Origin of the sequence: Photobacterium carnosum (assembly GCF_002849605.1) — a bacterium.
In the GTDB taxonomy this organism is placed as follows: domain Bacteria; phylum Pseudomonadota; class Gammaproteobacteria; order Enterobacterales; family Vibrionaceae; genus Photobacterium; species Photobacterium carnosum.
The window spans coordinates 14,317-30,027 of the sequence record NZ_NPIB01000034.1; the positions used below are offsets into that span (position 1 = coordinate 14,317).

At 37.3% G+C, this 15,711-nt stretch carries 15 protein-coding genes; all 15 read right to left on the bottom strand.

The window, feature by feature from the left end; genetic code table 11:
* Window positions 1–37 precede the first annotated feature (37 nt).
* Window positions 38–892, bottom strand: a complete 855-nt coding sequence (locus CIK00_RS19385) for a hypothetical protein (RefSeq protein WP_065208451.1) — start codon at window positions 890–892, stop codon at window positions 38–40.
* A complete protein-coding gene (locus tag CIK00_RS19390) occupies window positions 864–1,109 on the bottom strand; it encodes a hypothetical protein (protein WP_065208450.1) in 246 nt (81 codons plus the stop codon). The genes CIK00_RS19385 and CIK00_RS19390 overlap by 29 nt, the downstream gene beginning before the upstream one ends.
* A gap of 29 nt (window positions 1,110–1,138) precedes the next feature.
* Window positions 1,139–1,498: a hypothetical protein gene (locus CIK00_RS21455; RefSeq protein ID WP_065208449.1), complete on the bottom strand. Its 360-nt coding sequence runs from the start codon at window positions 1,496–1,498 to the stop codon at window positions 1,139–1,141.
* A gap of 92 nt (window positions 1,499–1,590) precedes the next feature.
* Window positions 1,591–3,714, bottom strand: a complete 2,124-nt coding sequence (locus tag CIK00_RS19400; RefSeq protein ID WP_082960786.1) for a DNA topoisomerase 3 — start codon at window positions 3,712–3,714, stop codon at window positions 1,591–1,593.
* A 172-nt stretch (window positions 3,715–3,886) separates the two neighbouring features.
* Window positions 3,887–5,833: a type IV secretory system conjugative DNA transfer family protein gene (locus CIK00_RS19405; RefSeq protein WP_065208448.1), complete on the bottom strand. Its 1,947-nt coding sequence runs from the start codon at window positions 5,831–5,833 to the stop codon at window positions 3,887–3,889.
* Window positions 5,823–6,779, bottom strand: coding sequence for a P-type DNA transfer ATPase VirB11 (gene virB11 / locus CIK00_RS19410; RefSeq protein WP_065208447.1), 957 nt, complete (start codon window positions 6,777–6,779; stop codon window positions 5,823–5,825). Before virB11 ends, CIK00_RS19405 begins: the two co-directional genes overlap by 11 nt.
* Before the next feature lie 50 nt (window positions 6,780–6,829).
* Window positions 6,830–8,008 carry a type IV secretion system protein VirB10 gene (virB10, locus tag CIK00_RS19415; RefSeq protein ID WP_065208446.1) on the bottom strand — a complete coding sequence of 393 codons (1,179 nt, stop codon included), beginning with the start codon at window positions 8,006–8,008 and terminating at the stop codon, window positions 6,830–6,832.
* Window positions 8,005–8,925: a P-type conjugative transfer protein VirB9 gene (gene virB9, locus CIK00_RS19420; RefSeq protein ID WP_065208445.1), complete on the bottom strand. Its 921-nt coding sequence runs from the start codon at window positions 8,923–8,925 to the stop codon at window positions 8,005–8,007. Before virB9 ends, virB10 begins: the two co-directional genes overlap by 4 nt.
* Window positions 8,926–8,934: 9 nt before the next feature.
* Window positions 8,935–9,618, bottom strand: a complete 684-nt coding sequence (locus CIK00_RS19425) for a VirB8 family type IV secretion system protein (protein WP_065208444.1) — start codon at window positions 9,616–9,618, stop codon at window positions 8,935–8,937.
* Window positions 9,619–9,713: 95 nt separating this feature from the next.
* The gene (locus CIK00_RS19430) at window positions 9,714–12,179 is read right to left on the bottom strand and encodes a VirB4 family type IV secretion/conjugal transfer ATPase (protein ID WP_082960784.1); all 2,466 of its coding nucleotides are present in this window, start codon (window positions 12,177–12,179) and stop codon (window positions 9,714–9,716) included.
* A 9-nt stretch (window positions 12,180–12,188) separates the two neighbouring features.
* A complete protein-coding gene (locus CIK00_RS19435; RefSeq protein WP_065208442.1) occupies window positions 12,189–12,482 on the bottom strand; it encodes a VirB3 family type IV secretion system protein in 294 nt (97 codons plus the stop codon).
* Window positions 12,482–12,784 (bottom strand): TrbC/VirB2 family protein, encoded by a 303-nt coding sequence (locus CIK00_RS19440; RefSeq protein ID WP_065208441.1) that lies wholly within the window; start codon window positions 12,782–12,784, stop codon window positions 12,482–12,484. The genes CIK00_RS19435 and CIK00_RS19440 overlap by 1 nt, the downstream gene beginning before the upstream one ends.
* A 181-nt stretch (window positions 12,785–12,965) precedes the next feature.
* Window positions 12,966–13,190, bottom strand: a complete 225-nt coding sequence (locus CIK00_RS19445; RefSeq protein ID WP_065208440.1) for a hypothetical protein — start codon at window positions 13,188–13,190, stop codon at window positions 12,966–12,968.
* A 332-nt stretch (window positions 13,191–13,522) separates the two neighbouring features.
* Complete coding sequence (locus tag CIK00_RS19450) at window positions 13,523–13,705, bottom strand: hypothetical protein (RefSeq protein WP_065208439.1); 183 nt, start codon at window positions 13,703–13,705, stop codon at window positions 13,523–13,525.
* Window positions 13,706–14,299: 594 nt separating this feature from the next.
* A complete protein-coding gene (locus tag CIK00_RS19455) occupies window positions 14,300–15,262 on the bottom strand; it encodes a replication initiation protein (RefSeq protein ID WP_101770224.1) in 963 nt (320 codons plus the stop codon).
* Window positions 15,263–15,711: the final 449 nt, after the last annotated feature.

Below are 15,711 nucleotides of genomic sequence, written 5' to 3' on the forward strand. Positions count from 1 at the left end.
TTGTGATTAGGCACTTATTCAGTGCCTAAATAAGTATCTAATTAAGAACATCTTTTGCTAGTTGAATCAGTTCATTTTTTCGATAGTCATTATTTGTTGAATTGATAAGATTGATAAAGTAACTATGGTCAAATTCAATTATTTCTTTATATATTTCAATGTCATTATCCCCCGTTATTTTTAATAAAATCGTTTCATTTAGTTCATCATTTTCAATTGATTGTTTATGTGCGATGAAACAGAGGTTAATATTTGAAAATCGTCCTTCGGGATAAATTAATTGGTTGTAGTTATTAAATGTAATATCTTTGTCATATTGGATTATAGCCTCTTTTATTTCGGCTTTATTTATTACCATTCCAGCAAGAGATTGAGAGCGACATTGATATAAAAAAACCCAAGGTATATTGATAAGATTAGCGCCAACATACATCCAACCTCTACTACTTTTATATGTTTCTAATATCCGAATAAGTTTATCTGTATTGTAGGGTAATCTAATTCCTATTGTTTTATTAATAAAATAGATAACACGATCAAAGTTTTCGATAAGTAATCTTTTAATTTCAATAGATATTTCGTCTTCTTTGTTTCGTTTGTTTTCAGGTTTAAGGCTGGGTTTATTAGAATAATAAGGGCAGTATTTTAATGTGCCTATATTTTGTTCTCCAACAGATACCCCAAGAAAATGCTTTGCATAAGGTGTCTTAGACGGATTATATAAGTACACGATTTGAGTTGAGTTGTTGCAGGCTGGACAAACAGCATAGTGTTTTTCTTTACCGCTACTTTGATTATACCAAGGTGCTTGTAAATTTGTTTCTGTTTCAAAAATTTCTTTTGTCAGTTCAAAACATTGATTATCACTGACCCGTAATTTGAATATCTTCATATATATCCATTTTAATTTGATAACGGTTAATAAGTGGGTACCACCATTCTTTCGGTAATGGGGGAATATCACCTTGTGTCTCAGCAAGACGTAGACATTGTAATATAACATCAAGCGTTAATGTCGTTTGTGAATGATTATTTTCAATCACAAAATGGGAAGCAGGGTCGCATTCTTTCGGGGTAGGTATTGTTTCAACTTCAATCGACGTGATCATGTTATTTCCTTTTATTTAATCAATTTAGCTTAATAACTAAAAATATACGGTTGTCCGTAGGCTTGATTTTTCTGATAAATTTGAACTTGCCAACGGTCGCAGACATTACGATGATGAAAACCATGTCGCTCTCGATGCCAATGTGTACAAGGGGCTTGAGCTGTAAAATCATAGGTCTTACTTCCCACGTTACAACTAGAGAATGCAGGTAATGGCGGTTTAAAGTGCCTCATACGGTGTCGGAATGCTTTTTTTGCACCGTCACAACCACTCGGAAAGCCTGTTGGTAAACAGAGCCAAATAGCACACTCATCTTGTGAAGCGGCATAACTTGTAGGGATCATTGATACCGCTAGCATCGTACTTAATATAAGACGTTTCCATTTCATCAGAGTTACCTTGATCAACTTTCCGTTAACGGGAAAAGACCATCAATACCGGCACAAAAAAGCCGTGACGGTTTTGATGGCCATAAACAGGGTTATTTTGCTTTAGCTTGTTGAGCTGCCAGCTTTAATGCGTCTTTCATTCCTGTCTCCATTTTTTTCTTATTGCTAAAGGCCGCACCCAATACGCCGTTAACGTCCTTATATTTCTTATTGCATTGAGTACATATCCAGAACGGTTTTTTCGCATTAGCAGCCCGTAAGATATAACCCTGACACTCACAACGGGTAGCGGTCGATTCAGGTAATGTAAACGGGTATTTACCCGTTTTAAACGCATCAATGTGCGTGATAATTTGTCCTGCGACTTTTTCCATATACGTATCAAACGGGTATTCACCACTTTCTATTTTTTCAAGTTGTTGTTCCCACATGGCGGTCATCACGGGATCTCTAACATTGGCAGGTAACGCAAGGGCTAACATTTTCCCTGTTGGGGTACTGACTAAATTCGTCATTTTTCCAGAAGGTACTTCTTCAATATATCCGTTTTCTTTCAGTCCTTTAATAATACCCGCCCGAGTTGCTGCCGTTCCCAGTCCTGCGGTTTCTTTTAATTTTGCCTTGTAAGCGGGATCATCAACAATCGCCGCAATATTACTCATGGCATCGAGTAATGTTCCATCGGTATAGGACTTGGGCGGGGTTGTTTTGCCTTCTTTGATGCTTGAGTTTAAACAGGATAACGTCGAACCCATCTCTAAAGCAGGTAATGTTTGATCGGTGCTGTCTTTGTCCTTTTCTTCTTTGTCGTGGCCTAACAGAGTTCGCCACCCAGCAACACGCTCAATCTTACCCGTAGTACGGAAAAGGTGAGTTGAGTGGGTCAATTCAATTACCGTATTATCATCCTCAGCGGGCGGATAAAACTGCGCCACATACCGCGCAATGATTTCAAAAAACACTTTCTTGGCATCATTACTTTTCATTAAAAAGTCAGATTCTTGACCACAAGTGATTAATGGCACAATAGCGGTATGCGCTTGCCCTGCCATTTTTTTATCGTTCCACGCACCACTGGTTAACGACATGTCAGCACCATTGACCCAATCAACCATTTCGGGCATCAACGGTGTTGTTCGGATAGCGTCAAAAATCGCAGCGGTTTCTGCTTTTTTCTCAGTAAAAAGGTACGTCATTTCGGTTCGAGGGTAAGAGACTAACTTCGCCTCATAGAGCTTTTGAACAATATTTAATGTGGTATCAGCAGACATACCGTATTTTTTTGATGTTAATTTTTGCAGTGTTAATAATGAAAAAGGTAACGGTGGTTGCGCTTTTGCCCGTTTGGTTTCACATTGTGTCACTTGCGCATTACCTTGCGCCAAACATTCAATGACATTATCCGCTGCTTGTTTTTGTAAACACCGTTGCTCTGTGACCCATTTAGCCTGAAACGGGATACCGTCTTTTTCAAACTCACCAATGACATTAAAAAACGTGGTCGGCTCAAACGACAAAATTTCAAGATCACGCATGACAACTAAGGTTAATAAAGGTGTTTGTACTCGGCCTACGCGCATAATCTCGCCATACCCCTTTATCTTGGCAAGACAAGTGCAGATACGAGATAAATTCATGCCTAATAACCAGTCAGCCCGTGAACGGGCTAACGCCGATTGCATACGCGGAATAAACTCATGATAAGGGCGCATACTGGCTAAGGCTTCTTGTACCTTTATCGGGTTTAAATCACTGATAAGAATACGTAATGCAGTTTTGCGTTGTTCGGGAGTCGCACTGGCATGAGCAAAGACTTCTTCTATCAACAAATCGCCTTCACGATCATCGTCACCTGCTGATACTAAAATTTCAGCCTCAGTGACTAAATCAACAATGGTTTCTAATTGTTCCGCACTTTTGGTCAGTGGCAGTAATTGCCATTCATCTTTACCAGGAGCGATAGGTAAATCATCAATATTCCATTTCTCGTATTTCTTATCATATTGCTCTGGTTCAGCTTGCTCTAACATATGACCAAAACACCATGTCACCACATCACCATCCCCACATTCAATATAAGAGGGTGCGCCTTTAACCACACTCCCATCGTCTGCGGTTTTATCAGGTAATGTGCGCGTGACTCCTTTTCCTAATTCTTTGGCAATGGCGCGGCCTAAACTCGGTTTTTCGGCAATAAATAAACGTTTAATTTTCATTATATTTTTCTTATGTGGATATAAAGTAAAAATCCACCTAATAAGGTGGATTGGTCTGTTTTTTTGCTGTCAGATTTAATGCTGGTCACTGTCTGTTTTTAACCTTTTGGCTGCTTTTGAAGAGATTACACGCGCAACCGGTGAATAATATTGATGGCAAAAGAGACGGTCATTAAAAATCAGGCATATCACCCAACGTATTCAATGATTCTGCCTGTGCTACAAAAGCGGTAGCTGTTGCGTTATTTAGTTCAGATTGAGCCGTATCACTATCAGGATAAGGGGCATCATCAACACCAATCACCGCCCCATGTTCAAATGCAGCAACTTGTGCTTCTGTTGGCAAAGGGATAGCGATTAATTTGTCAGTAACAGGTAAGGGAAGAGGCATCATCATTTCGCCAGAGGCGATGATTAACTGAAATTGTTCTTTATTGGGTATCTGTTTTTTGAAATTACGTAACATGGGTGAAACTTGCTTTAAACGATCAAGAAAAACAGGCTCTTTGAAGTAACCGATCTTTTCGCACTTAATCGGTCGTTCACCACCAACATCAATAATCTCTGTCCAAAAATCCATTGTCGTGAGTTCTTGAGGAAGCATTAACGGTCGAGCCACATCACTAAACGTATCCGTTGGCGATGATTTCCCCCAAAATCCTGCTGCACGTTGTCGAGAACGAACGGTGACGGTTTTATTCCCTAACTGCGCCGATATTTTTTTAGCGGTTTCATCATCATCTTTAGCAACCGTATGCATCACTTGAACATGGTGATTAGACAAATAGTTCGTTCCCCCTTCTTTACCGTAACAATCTGCGCCTAAAATTTGCCAACGACTTTGTGCGATAGTCATAATTTTCAAGCCATAACCCGCCACAAAGCCCACCCCTTTAGCCAGTTCGGGAATTTTCCCCATCAAAGGGAATTCATCCATTAACAATAAACAGGTGTATTTCAAGCTGCGGTCATGTTCAGGTAAGACCTTTACATTGAGGTTAATTAACTGACTGAAAAAGAGATTAAGAATGACTTGAGCAACGGGTAAGTAATCGGGGGTAATACCGATATAAATAGCGATTCTTTTTTTTCTTAGCTCCCTAAAATCAAAATCGGTTTCAGAAGTGGCAGCATCAAAGATAGGATTTGACCAATTACCGAGAGGCGCATCAAAGGTATTAATGGCATTCGATAACGTATTATCAGACATGCCTATCACAGAATATAATTGCGTTAAACACGCATCAGAAAAAGGGATACCCGAGGATTTTTTAGTATCAACTTGCTCCTGTAAATACTCTTTGAGAGGCTTACCTTTACCTGTTGATTGTCGTAAAACTTCACCAATGGTAAAGGGTAAATCACCACGTTCTAAGATCATTAACGCTAACCCTAAAAAGAGCTTTCGCGCTTGACCATTCCAAAATCCCTCGTTGCCGCTTTTGTTTGGGTAGAACGCCGCAGAGATATTGTTAATATCAGCCACCGCCAAACTGCCTCGGCTCACATACGATAACGGATTATAACGGTGTGTACGTCCATCCTCAGCGAAGGGATCAAACATATAAACAGCTTGACGTAAAATAGTCTGTCGCCATTTTGACGTAATGTAATAATTCTCGCGCTTAAAATCCGTCACAACCACTGAATCACGCCACGACAGTAAATTAGTGATAATAAGGCTGATGCCTTTCCCGCCCCGAGTGGGTGACATTAACAAGATAAAACAATCACCTGCATAAATTAAGAACTTCTTACCTAACTTACCCAGCACGATCCCTTTTGGTGCCGTTGTAAACCAGCCTTTACTCCTTATCTCGGCATCCGTCGCCCATCGTGCGTCACCGTGTAACTTTTCAGTGGGTGGTTTTAAGTGAAAATACAGAGCAATTAACGGCAGACTAATACTCACCCCAAAACCAACAAGGCCAGAAAGTATTAAATGCTTACGATAAAATACAATGTCATGGTAATAGTAAAACTGTTCAAAGAATGTAAAGACAGTGACGGATTTTGAGGATGTAGAGAAGGAAAGATAATAAATAATGCCAGATAAGTAACTCCCAATAAATAAACAAATTAAAACAGTAACACCTCCTATTAACCCTTTATTTTTCATTCTCTCTCACCCATATCTCTGTGATATGTCGGCCTTTTGCTGGCCGTCCATTTTTACCTATTTTTTCATTATCAACATGCACAACAATATCAATCACATCATGCAATAACCGTTGAATTACATCATAATGTAATGTTTGTGCCGCAGGATTTTGCATTATCATCATAGCGAGTCGTTCAAAGGTCATTGCGCAGTTATCTGCATGACACGTTGTAAGTGATCCTCGATGCCCTGACGATGCAACATTAATAAAATCAAATGCTTCAGCCCCACGTAATTCAGCCAACAAAATACGATCAGGTTTCATTCGTAGGCAGCTTTTCAATAATGACGCTGCGGTAATTAAATCCCCTGCTTTAGCTTCACTGGGATAAAAAAGATTGATTTGGTTAGCATGAGATGAAATTAACTCTGATACATCCTCAATAGTAATTAAACGTTCATCTAATGGGATAATTTCCATTAATGCTCGATCAAATGTTGTTTTTCCGCTCCCTGTTCCCCCTGCAATGACTATCGTTTTTTTCTCTAAAATAGCGCGCCTGAAAAAATCCGCATCGTAAGGTACATAATCAAAGAAACCTTGTTGCTCAAAATCAGCCAGCGATAACACATAAGTTGATGGTTTTCGGATCGTGAGGCTCAATTGGCCTGCTTTTACAACAGGCGCACACACACATTGAATACGCTCACCATCGGGTAATTGAGCGGATAAAATAGGCGCATGATCACCAAAATCATTATCACTGTAAGCGGCAATGGCTCGACATAATGATGATAAAAAGGAAAAGGTTAGTTCATCGTTTTTATCGCATTGCCATTGCCCGTTAACTTCAGTAAAAACCTCACACTCACGATTAATAACAATTTCAGTCACGCCCTCTAACGTTAAGTACCGAGTCAGTGGCTGTAAATAATACCGTAATGAACTGTCATCTTTTTTCATACCTATCCTATTAATTATATTGGCCTCGAAAAACACGAGGCCAATAGTCGTTACTTCATTTGAATCAGTTGATAGACATTAGAAAAGTTAATATCCCTTGCGACAAAAATTCCAATCCTTGCACCTTGGTTAACAATGATTGTGGGCGGAATATTAATCGTATTTTTGAGTGATTCGGTTGCCATTTGTTGCGCTGCTTCTTGTGTTGATGAATAGGTACTTGAATTCCCCATATTGGATAAATAATTACCGAAATCATTCATGAAGGACAACATGATAGCGCCCCCAAAACGTTTCCAGAAATGCGTAATGACCGCCCCTTCAATCCCTGACCCACCTAATGATCCTGTTGATGGTGACGAGAGATCAATAGAAATACCTGACGGTGTTAATAATCGTTGCCACACCACAAATAAACGCGCTTGACCTTGCATAACCCCTGATTGATATTCCCCTGTCACAATCGAACCTTTCGGGATCAATAACGTTGCACCGTTCACACTATAAATATTGTGTGTCACCGTTCCTTTGGTTAATCCAGCAACCGTACTATCAATTTTACTATCCAATACTGCATTGATGAATGTGCCTTTCGTTAATAGATAATCAAGATCAGTCAAACGTTTTGCACTCACTTTAGCGGTTTCAGTCCCTTGTAACAGGCTACCTAACTCTGTTTTAGGTGGCTCTGTCCTTTCTGAACGTAATTGTGATTGCTGTGCTTGTAACGTCACAATTTGAGCCTGTTCATGTGCAGATAGTCCAGTGCTACTTGATGTTGACGTATCACTATTTGATACCCCATTAGGCACCATAGAGCTTGCCGAGGTATTAATCATTGGTGCTGAAACCCTTGTTTTTGTTGGTTGCACCGTTTGATTAACATGACTTACAGGAGGAGGCGGTGGTGCTTCTTTGGTTTCTTTCGGAGGAGGTGGAGAAATTGGAGTCACTTTAGTTTCAGGAGGGGGCGGTTTATTAAATGAAAAGATTTTTCCTTGATGTTGGTAAGTATTAGTTGTGATTTGTTGTTTATCCGCCTTCACTTCTTTTTTATCTTGATGAAAATAATGCCACCCCCAACTGATAAAGATAATGGCCACAACGACAAGAAATACTTTCTTTAATAATGGTTTATTATCTTGTACCCAATCCCCCCCACTTTCATTTAATCCCCCAACATGAATATCATCATTTAATTCGTCGTTTTTATTACTGTCATCACTCACTTCATCACCCTTACTGTATTCGGTAAACTTGTTCCTGAATGTTGATTAACTGTCAGTACACCATAAGCTTTATTGTGAATACCCACGACTTCTTGACCTAACCGTAGAACCCATTGTTTAGCGACACGGTGAACAATAACCGTTGAGGGGTGTTGAGGATTAACGACTTGGTTAACCAATTCTTCCTGACCTGTTCCGGTTTCTGTAAAAATGGCAGGAATAGGACTATTAGGCGCAAACGTAAAATATGTAAACCGTCCATTGTCATAGGCTTGTATAGGAGCAATATCACGCGAATTTTCGCCAATCTGCATCGTATAGTTGGGATTCATACTCGAAAGATGAGTATTAGCGATAGTTTTTAATGCTAATGCTTGTTTTTCTTTTTCTTGCTGTGCCTTTCTTTGCGCTAATTGTAATGCTGCTATTTGCTGCGGATATTGAAACACTAATTGATAGGTACTTTGTCGAAATCCTGATTTTCCCCATCCTAATTTCAAATTAAACGCATAACTGTGTAAATTTGTATTCACTAATAAATTGGTGTGCCACCGATTTGGGGTGGGTTGTACCGTAACACTGTTTTTTTGTGTTTGAACCTGCCCGTTCGTATCTGTCGAAGTCGTTATTGTTTCTCCTTCAATAGACCGAGCTTTCAGATAAACACGATTACCATGTGGAATAATTTCCCAGCCCTCACTAAATCCTGTAACCACCTGTTCAACTTTTTCATCCGCAGAAAATGTAATTTCAGTCACTCTGCCACGATAGGCCGTGACTTGAACAACATTATTCGCATTATAATTAACGGTCTGCATATGATGTGAAACAGAAGAATGATCAGGTATAGATAACGCAAATGTAGGAGCAGAAATACACGCAGAGAACAATAAAATGAGTATTTTATTGGGTTTCATGAGAACCACCTATAATTCAGGATTAATTTGATAACTCATAACAGTGAACCCTAATGGGTTTTTTAGGCGTTGAGCTGCTGTCATGGTGCTGATAGGTAAATATTTAAACGCAATAGTCGCGACAAAATTTGTTGTCGTACCTTCAATAGAGCTATAGGTACTTTTTATTGTTTTCGCAAATCGAACCGTTGCAATAGACGTACCTTCATTACCGTCACTAATAATAGGCTCTGATAATACTTTAACTGTAACAACGGTACTTTCACCCCATTTTTTATCAGGCGCATCTTTACCATTAAACAATGCAATATAGGGATCAGCGACAGCTAACGATGAAAACAATATTGTCATGTTGTAATCGTGTTGAATCGTTTGCCAATTGTAATTTTCATGCCAACGTAGATAATTCACTAACCAGTAATTATTCAACACTTGATTATCTGTCACATCCTTTGATTTTAAGACCGTTAATAATTGTGAATATCCTGTTTGCTTATCTACTTGCACCACATAGGGTTGAACAGATTTTAACGGAATAAGGAAGACATTCGCTAAAATAGATAATAAGAGTAAAACAAACAATCCTGCGGTAATACGCCATGCTTTACGCTCAGATTTAACATACATAACCTCTTTAATGACTTCAAATTCAATGGCTTGTTCAGCCTCTTTATTGCGGGTTGATTTGACCATGATTGACTGCCTCAATAGATGCATGATGATAGCTTGGTAACGTGGGGGCTGACGAACATCCCACAAGGCTGAATGCCAACAGTAAAAAAAAGAGTTTATTCATAATGATGACCTTCATTAATTAATGCTAAATAAGCAGGTATCCACACCTCGGGATGATCCCCATGAAGTTCAAGTGCCTTATCCAGTAACGGTAATTGATCAGTAGAGATAGACAGAATAGGAAACCATTTCGCCATTGCTGGCGGTAAGTTCAACTGACAAATCACCGAGGTTTCACCTTGTTTAATCAAGCAGAGGCGAGATTTTTCATCCATATCTTTCAGCAGTGAAAACTCTTTCTCAGTGAGTTTAAAATGATCAATATATTCTTTTCGTGTACCTTTCTTATTAGGTAAATACACTTCAGTTGCACAAGAATGCGTTAATTCCATGCCGACTTTAGATCGGATTAATTGCTCAGGCATTTGGGTAGAAAACACCCCTAAGCCATTTTGTTTACGGATAGTGACTTGTTTATTACCGACAAATTCACTAAAGGCCGCATCATTAACCCATTTCCATGCCTCGTCCATCCAGTAAATGAATCGACGGCCATCAATAATGTCATCCATCCGATGCAATAAATACAAACTAATGGGTGTTTTAATGTCATCGTCCATTTCTAGCAATTCAGTACCATCAATCCCAACAATCCAACGTTCACCAAAGTTCACAATATCATTATGGTTATCAAAGACCCAACCAAACTCGCCCCCTTGACACCATCGCGCTAAACGACGACGCAATGAGTCTGTTTTTTCCTCTTGGCTATGTCCAGCCGTTAAGAAATCGTTCAATTTTGAAATACGTCGAATAGAAACAGGCATTGCCATGACGTCCTCAACCGCTTTATCTATTTTTTCTATATCGAGATCTGTTTTTGGGCGCAATATAAAACGAGATAACGATTTTAAAAAAACAAGATTGCTTGGTGTCGGCTCCATTGCAAATGGATTAAACCCTGTAGATACCCCATTTTTGACTTGAGAATAACTGCCCCCTAAAGCGCGAACCATCGCTTCAAGTCCGCGATCTTTATCAAACACAACCATGTTCAACGGCTCATTCGCGCCAAATTTTTGAGCTTGTGCCATTAATAATGACATTAAAACCGATTTACCTGTTCCTGATTTACCGATGATGGTTGTATTGCCTAAATTCCGTTTATCTCGTGCATCATCCTGTAATCTAGACGCATGAAAACTAAAATAAAAAGGACAGCCCCCTAATGTAGTAAAAGGAATAACAGCCGATCCCCAATCATTATTCTTTGCTTTTCCAATAACAAAATTATTCATAGAACAAAATGCTGAAAAGTTACGAGTAGTAATAACAACAACACGAGGACGATAAACAAAATTAGACGGGAGTTGTGCATAAAATGCAGCATCAAGCGCAATAGAAATAGTTGTTACTGTAAGATCTTGTTCTTCAAGAACCCCTTGAGCGTGTATTCGATGTTGTTTAGCCTCAACCATCGAGTCCCCAAAAACAAAACAACTAAAATGGTACTCAGCAACGGCATAATCACCATTCACCACTTCTTCAATCGCATTAAAGATACCTGCAACCTGTGTTGCACCGTCATCTTTAACATTGCTTAAATGGCGTCTATGTTTTTTTAATAATCCAATCCCTAATTTTTTAGGCATTAAACGCAGTGATTGCGTCACAATCAATTCATAAGGCGCATACAATAAGCCATTAAACATGCCTGCATTGCTAAAATTAGGGTAATCATTAATTTCTATCCCCTGTAAATATCGTGATTTTTCATGGCCCCGTAATTCAATAGTTTCTCGTCCAATTGCTATTTCAATATCAATCAAACTAGCGGAAAGACCATTGCTAATCACATCATTAAAAACAGGGATCGTTTTCCACACCCCTGTCATTAAATAATGATAAAGCTGCAATGGCTCAGATAATCGATGTGTACTGTGTGATGATGGATAACAGCGTAATAATCGTGGTGAATAAAGGGATAAGCGGTGTTGCAATTGCGTCATGAATGTCGTCATTACCTCAATGTTTTTAATCACGCGTGTTTTAGCTTGTTCTATCTCAGCTTTATTCATCACAGAGCCAAGCCCTAACCACTTTGCTATCCCTGTTTGTCCAAGATTGCCAATCGGCGGTTTCCACACCACAGTTAAGTAATACTTATTAATCAGTACATCAGAATCAAATAATGTTGTGTAATCTCTATCTATCTGTTGGCAGATAGATTGAGAATAATTGTGATCCATTATCATCGATTCTTTTTTACGGACTAAATGTATCCAAAACGATAATCCTTGCTCTGAAAATCCTTTTAATAACGTATTTAATGATTGCTGTTCTTGTTGTAAATCATCAATGCCTTTTGTTTCAAAGGCTGATCCTTGTAATTCAAATACGGCCAAATAATGCCCGTCTCGACTCATGAGTAATTCATCACTGATATGTGTCGAGAAGGGAATAAATGGCGCAGACGTATTTGCTTTTTTCATTGCTTCTACATGCTTAGTTTGCGCCACAATAAACTCCTATGATTTCACAGAAAAAGAATGAGGATAATAAACAACGACCCCATTAACGTTATTTTTAGGACGGTATTTAAGCCGTAAGATATATAAACTTAAATAGTGATCATCATTATGAGAGATCATCGCCATGACAATATAAGCTGGAAATAAGGCCAATAACGCCCATAAACCCAATCCAAAGCGATTAAACCAAAAACTAATAATAACAATAGGGGCTGAAACTAAGAGTAATGGAATAAGAGGAACGCCCAGAAACATCGCTGGACGTGTTAATGCTTTATATACCACATCCATTAGCGGAACATTTCAGCAATCAATGGTGCACCACCGATTAGGAATCCGCCAACGGCAACCCTTAAAATATATTTAGGCTGTACTTCAGTAAATAAAATAAGGTAGCCAACTAATATGATCGCGAGCGTGATCGTGACAGGAGCAGCAGCAACAAAAGCATCAGTAACTGTTTGTATATTTGATTGTACCGTTTGAAGACCGCCTGCCATTGCGGATTTTGACCCTAACATTAAAGCTAACAGTGAAGCCTTAATAGATATGTTTTTCTGTAGTGTTTCTTTCATATTATTGCGAAAATTCATCTTGTTATCTCTTAAATTGTGAAGTTGACCTTATTTCAGGCATAAAAAAACGAAATAAAAAACGCACGAATAAAGATGTGTAATACGTGCGGCATCAAATGATGCTATTTAGCAAGCTAGTGTGAATTCGATAATAATCATATTTATCGGCATTATTATTTAATAGCGATAGGTATAATCATTAACGGTCATAACCGAAATATAGGTGATTACGTCTATTTACTCTTACTTTTGTAAAAACACCGTCTTTACAGGAGTATTTAATATTTGTTTGTAGCGTTGTTATTGATTCAGTTTGTAAAAAAGTATTGGTTAAAATATTACTAATTAAATTACACACAGCGTGTTGCTTGTTCTCAGCACTACGTACTGCACTATTAATGCGTTTTTGTTGAAAGTTATTCATAAAATTACCTGTCTAAAAGAATTAACTGAATACACATATTAATAATTTGCTCAGTTAACAAATTAAATCTGCCAAGATGCGACCTACGATATTAGAACCTACGATCTTTATCCCTAGATATGATTAATGAACTTTTTTGTCATGCGACAGTTGGCTTCATTGCTGATCTCGTATGACTAATGAATCGGCCTTATCACAAGGCGTAGTATCGTGTTGCTTTTAAACTGGTCTTATCACAAGAGTAATTTAAAAGGGTTACGAATAGTCGAGATAACCATTTATGGCATAGATTGTTAAAGAGCGAGACCAATAAATGATCTTTAAAAATTTAATTATCTTTGTGATTTAAATTTACTTAAAACTTCAAGATCAACTTCAACACAATAATTCATAAAGTCATCAACAAACCGTGTCAGACCTCCGTTTCCATATTCTAAATATCCCATATCAAAAGCAGCCTTTTTCAGCTTATTTTCTCCATGAGAAGATAGGTTAAATAATTTTTTCTTTTTCAAAATAGTTACCTAATTATTCTTTATTGAGAATAATACATATCTTTTCATTTACCACCTAGCACACAAAATAAGCAAAAATAACTTTTTAAAAACAGTACCTTAAAAGAAATTCAGACACATACAATAGAAAAACAATACAAACAGGTTATTTTTTGCACAAAAAAGACAAAAAAAAACGGCATCCATGCGGATACCGTACATTTAAAAGCAGCCTTCTTTGTTTCAAGTCACTTTGTAATGCTTATTAAAACTATTACAGGAAGTTAACATGCACAAAAAGCCGTAGCATAACTAAGCCTCTTAACTCTACTAAAGATACACTTAATTTATGGCATGCTCTGTTTAGAAGGTTATTACATGAAGCTAATGATGATTCATCATGAATACATAACACTTTCATAGATATACCTAAAGAATGAGCCATCACGACTCTATACTGCTTAGTCGTTAGTTCTGGGAACAGCGTTTTATAGTTAATTAGACTTAGATTAAAAATATTGTTAGGCTCTGTAGTAGACATTTAATGCACTCCTATGTTTTTTAGATGTTTAGAGAGAGATTTTTGCTGCAAACAATAATCTCTCTCGCTAATAATTAATTACTATTATTTACAGCGGCCATACAAGCAGCCCACATTTTTATAAATTCTGACGTTGCTTTGTATCCATCTAAATTATATTTATCTATGTCCGATAAAATATTATTTAACTTATGAGAAGAATCCATTTTTCCCTTTAAAACTGATTGATATTCTTTTTTAAATTCATCAGCTTTATTCCCTAAATCATTATATTTCATCTTCAAAATGATAATATCATTAGCGCCATAACTCTTTTTATTTGATGTTTTTTTTATTTCAAAACCTTTTCCAGATTTTATCTTCCACATTCCGCCAGATGATTTTTCAATATTAGATAAAGATTTTATTAAAACTGTATTAGAAAACGCTCTCCACGATACATAATTTTCAAGATTCGTACCTACCATTAAGCAAAACTCACCGATCGTACACTCAAAATCTCTTTTGTTTTTAAACCTACTGATTAACTCTAAAATTCTTTTCTCATATTGTCCTTTGAGTTTAAATAATAATTTATAATCTATAATACCCATACCATGCCGACTATAATCTAGCATTTCTGACACAATAATTGATGGTGTTTCTAATGTTAATGTTCGACCGTCGTATTCTGCGTAAGACAATAAACGAATCAGCATAAAACTCCCATTCTTTCCTTTTATCTCAATTCCTTTATTCCATAGAGCTTTACATGCATTCTCAAACAAATAATTACTTTGACCATCTTGGTCTTTTTCTTTTTTTGCTAATGAGTTCGGTGTAACATCAAATATTTCAGCTAATTCAGATTTAGTATATGTGTATTTTTGAGGTATTTTTGTAAGGTCATAATCTCCATCCTTAGTGTTAAAAACTAATTCATCATATTTTTTTTTAATTGATAACATCAACAATGTTAATAAATCTTGCTCCCTCGCTGATAGATCCATACGAGCCGTTATAACCACATGCGGTTTAACTACATTACCTTTTTTCACTAAAATAGATCTCCTTATTTATTCTAATTTAAGTGTACACTTATCATCATCACATGTAAACATTTTCATAAACAAAAGTGTACATCAAAACATGATAGATTTAGTGCTTAATTAATCAAAACAAATAACAATGTCCAGAATCTAAACATTGTAAACAATTTAAAAAATTCAATGAGGATAACTTACTGAAAAAGTGACGATGAGTGTACATGTAGGTGACGATGAGTGTACATGTAGGTGACGATGAGTGTACATGTAGGTGACGATGAGTGTACATGTAGGTGACGATGAGTGTACAGAAAGGTGACGATGAGTGTACATACATTTCTAAAAAACATTGTTTATCAATAAATTAAAGCACCCCTTTATAGATCTTTTATTGTTCTTTTATTATATTCTTATATCTTTATTATTATTTCTTTATTCAGCTCGTGTTGTGGATAAGTTTT

What these genes read in the sequence shown, in the direction of transcription:
- CIK00_RS19385 (WP_065208451.1), bottom strand. Translation starts at nt 892, where the DNA reads ATGAAGATATTCAAATTACGGGTCAGTGATAATCAATGTTTTGAACTG.
- CIK00_RS19390 (WP_065208450.1), bottom strand. Translation starts at nt 1,109, where the DNA reads ATGATCACGTCGATTGAAGTTGAAACAATACCTACCCCGAAAGAATGC.
- CIK00_RS21455 (WP_065208449.1), bottom strand. Translation starts at nt 1,498, where the DNA reads ATGAAATGGAAACGTCTTATATTAAGTACGATGCTAGCGGTATCAATG.
- CIK00_RS19400 (WP_082960786.1), bottom strand. Translation starts at nt 3,714, where the DNA reads ATGAAAATTAAACGTTTATTTATTGCCGAAAAACCGAGTTTAGGCCGC.
- CIK00_RS19405 (WP_065208448.1), bottom strand. Translation starts at nt 5,833, where the DNA reads ATGAAAAATAAAGGGTTAATAGGAGGTGTTACTGTTTTAATTTGTTTA.
- virB11 (WP_065208447.1), bottom strand. Translation starts at nt 6,779, where the DNA reads ATGAAAAAAGATGACAGTTCATTACGGTATTATTTACAGCCACTGACT.
- virB9 (WP_065208445.1), bottom strand. Translation starts at nt 8,925, where the DNA reads ATGAAACCCAATAAAATACTCATTTTATTGTTCTCTGCGTGTATTTCT.
- CIK00_RS19425 (WP_065208444.1), bottom strand. Translation starts at nt 9,618, where the DNA reads ATGGTCAAATCAACCCGCAATAAAGAGGCTGAACAAGCCATTGAATTT.
- CIK00_RS19435 (WP_065208442.1), bottom strand. Translation starts at nt 12,482, where the DNA reads ATGGATGTGGTATATAAAGCATTAACACGTCCAGCGATGTTTCTGGGC.
- CIK00_RS19440 (WP_065208441.1), bottom strand. Translation starts at nt 12,784, where the DNA reads ATGAATTTTCGCAATAATATGAAAGAAACACTACAGAAAAACATATCT.
- CIK00_RS19445 (WP_065208440.1), bottom strand. Translation starts at nt 13,190, where the DNA reads ATGAATAACTTTCAACAAAAACGCATTAATAGTGCAGTACGTAGTGCT.